The sequence below is a fragment of the Pelomonas aquatica genome (genome assembly GCF_026712205.1).
Classification (GTDB): domain Bacteria; phylum Pseudomonadota; class Gammaproteobacteria; order Burkholderiales; family Burkholderiaceae_C; genus Pelomonas; species Pelomonas aquatica.
This window is the reverse complement of record NZ_JAPPUW010000049.1, coordinates 1-2,721: the sequence shown is the minus strand read 5'-3', so window position 1 is coordinate 2,721 and position 2,721 is coordinate 1. Positions and strand designations below refer to the sequence as shown.

The following is a 2,721-nucleotide window of genomic DNA, read 5'->3' as shown; positions in this document are numbered from 1 at the left end:
AAGGCCGGGATGCGCTGACGCGCGGCGTGACGCCAGTACGCCGATGGGGCGACCTGCAAGACGCGGCAGATCGACTCGACCCCAAGCTGCTGGCGGTGCTGGTCGACAAACGCCTTCAGGACTTGATGCGGCGGTCGAGCTCCGCCTGGGCGAAAAACGCGCTGGCCAGCTTCAAGATTTCGTTGGCCTTACGCAGTTCGCGCACCTCGCGCTCCAGGTCCTTGATGCGCTGTGCTTCGACAGTCGAGACGCCGTCACGCTGTCCAGCGTCCACTTCGTGCTGCCGTACCCAGGTGTGCAGCGTCTGTGGCACGCAGCCGATCTTGCCGGCGATGGACTCGATGGCTGCCCACTGCGACGGATGCTCGCCACGGTGCTCCAGCACCATGCGCACGGCGCGCTCACGCACCTCGGGCGAAAACTTCGGGGACTTCTTCATGGCTCCATTCTCTTGAGTTGGAGCCTCCTCGATTCCCGGGGCGATTCAGGGTGGCCTCGGCCTGGATGCCTGCGTCTGGAAGGCCGGAATCGTCGCCGAGAAAGATGGATGCAGACCGAAGTTGAGTTGGCATTTGGAGGACCTCTTCATGCAGGGCCTCCTATGATTGGGCGCAATAGGCCCTGACTTTTTCAAGCAAAAGCGCCTCTACGCTAGACATTGGCGCCAAAACCCGTGCCAGGCACCAAAAATCTTGCTGGGGCGCAACTTTCTTGGGCTCGAGTGCGCCGGGGATTTGTTCAGATCTCGGACGTTCGACTCTTCGAGTCGACGGCCAGCGTCTTCGGCGACGCCAAGATGACCGGCAGACCTTCCTGCGCGACCACAACCTGATCAGCAGCATGAGCCGGCGCGGCAATTGCCACGACAACGCCGTGGCCGAGAGCTTCTTCCAACTACTCAAGCGCGAGCGCATCCGTCGGCAGGTTTACACCACGCGCAGTGACGCTCGCGCTGACGTCTTCAACTACATCGAGATGTTCTACAACCCCAAGCGGCGCCACGGCACCGCCGGCGACACTTCGCGGGTCGAGTTCGAACGACGCCATTCCGAACGGCTCACGGGTGTCTAGCAAACCCGGGGCGATTCACGTAGAGCTGCGTCGGAGATCGCAGACTTATGACCAACGATGTGGGAGTAGGTCGCTGATCCGGCTTGCCGGCTGCGCAGGCACCCCAGCGGAATTCCTCACATCGTCTGGCACGGGTACTGGGGGCAGGTCAGGCAGAACAGTGTGCCCGACGTTTTCCGCAGATCGGCCCTGTTCGCAGCCCCGCCGGTCGGCGACATCGTCTTGGCGGCTGCGTCCATGGGCTCAGCCCTGCGGTTGCCGGAAGCCAAACACCTCGACACCGACCTCGCCGCAATCGGCATACACATCGGGCTTGGCCGTGGACACTCGCGCCGCGTGCACCCGAGGATGGGCCAACATCGTCGCCAACAGGTCGTCGCAGAGTGTCTCCTGCAGGTGGATATGGCCGCGCTCGAGTCGGGTGAGCACGCTGTTGCGGATGAAGTCGTAGTCCACCACGTCGCGCAACTCGTCGTTGCGGGACGAGGAATCTGCCAGGCGGACATAGAGATCCACGTTGATGCGCAGGCGCTGGGCGGCGCGCTTCTCGAAGTCGTGTGCGCCGATCCGGACGGGTAGTTCGAGGTTGCGCAGGTACAGGCGCCGGCAGCCGACGAGGCGTGGATCCAGAAGCGTCGACATTCAGGGCGCCCTCCAATCCAGTACGCAGGTGCACAGCATGCGAATGGAATATGCGGGGGTCATGTCATCACTTCTGTTGTCGGACGAGAAACAGCACGTCGCGCGGCTGCGGGCTCAGGTGCTGGCCGCCGTCGACCAGCAGCGTGCTACCCGTCATCGCGGGCGATTCGAGCAGGAAGCGCACCGCACTGGCCACGTCCTGGGGCGTCGACGAGCGCTCTAGCGGCGTCATCCGGTGGGCCTGGGCGAATTCCTGCTCGCTCATCGGACCGGAGGGCAGGGTGACGCCGGGCGCCACGCCGCAGACGCGCAGCGCCGGAGCCAGTGCCTGCGCGAGCAGCTTGCTGGCCGCTTCCAGCGCCGCCTTGGACAGCGTGTAGGACAGGTGGTCGGGATTCGAGTTCCAAAGTTTCTGGTCCAGAAGGTTCACCACGCAGCCGCCGCAGCCTTGCGACCGCACATGCTGATGCAGGGCCCGAGCTAGCACGATTGCGGGCGTCACGTTCGCGTTGAAGTGGCGCAGTGCCACTTCAGCAGTGAAGCTAGCCACATCATCGTGCTCGAACAGCGAGGCGTTGTTCACGACGGCGTCCACGCGGCCGTGCCGCTCCACGACGGCGGGCAACAGGCCCTCCAATTCGGCCGCGTCGCCCAGCTCGGCCCGGAAGGCGAAGGCTTGCGCACCCAACGCCCTCAACTCCTCGACGGTGGCATCCGCCTGCTGGGCTGAATGGCGGTAGTGCAGGGCGACATCCCAGCCGTTCGCCGCTAGCTCGAGCGCGATCGCGCGGCCGATACGGCGCGCCCCGCCGGTAACCAGCGCGACCGGACGGGCTTCAGACCTCTGGTTTGACTTCATGTTGAACACTTTATATGAAAGTGTTCTTTATTTGGTGCGCCCGGCAGGGTGCACCTACTCGGAGGTGAGAGTCCTCTATCAGCCCGGCAAGGGGAATGGTTAGCCAATGGCAAGGGTTCCGCGGGTGACTGTGGGTCTGAAGGAAGCCG

2 protein-coding genes, 2 pseudogenes and 1 other annotated feature are annotated in these 2,721 nt (G+C 64.0%); of the genes and pseudogenes, 1 reads left to right on the top strand and 3 read right to left on the bottom strand.

Translation table 11 applies throughout. The features are described 5' to 3' along the window. A pseudogene (locus NYP07_RS23845) lies at positions 1–439 on the bottom strand (transposase); the annotation flags it as partial. Beyond that, positions 45–161, bottom strand: a sequence feature (AL1L pseudoknot). (Overlaps the previous pseudogene by 117 nt.) A 359-nt stretch (positions 440–798) precedes the next feature. Between NYP07_RS23845 and NYP07_RS23840 the strand changes: the two are divergent. Beyond that, positions 799–1,071 (top strand): annotated as a pseudogene (locus NYP07_RS23840) (IS3 family transposase); the annotation flags it as partial. A 243-nt stretch (positions 1,072–1,314) separates the two neighbouring features. Here NYP07_RS23840 and NYP07_RS23835 read toward each other — a convergent pair. Then, positions 1,315–1,713: a dihydroneopterin aldolase gene (locus NYP07_RS23835; RefSeq protein ID WP_268154698.1), complete on the bottom strand. Its 399-nt coding sequence runs from the start codon at positions 1,711–1,713 to the stop codon at positions 1,315–1,317. Positions 1,714–1,780: 67 nt separating this feature from the next. Beyond that, positions 1,781–2,572 carry an SDR family oxidoreductase gene (locus tag NYP07_RS23830; RefSeq protein WP_268154696.1) on the bottom strand — a complete coding sequence of 264 codons (792 nt, stop codon included), beginning with the start codon at positions 2,570–2,572 and terminating at the stop codon, positions 1,781–1,783. Between the last annotated feature and the right edge of the window lie 149 nt (positions 2,573–2,721).

Bases quoted from the DNA above. Each gene is read 5' to 3' on its own strand.
- NYP07_RS23835 (WP_268154698.1), bottom strand. From the start codon at position 1,713: ATGTCGACGCTTCTGGATCCACGCCTCGTCGGCTGCCGGCGCCTGTAC.
- NYP07_RS23830 (WP_268154696.1), bottom strand. From the start codon at position 2,572: ATGAAGTCAAACCAGAGGTCTGAAGCCCGTCCGGTCGCGCTGGTTACC.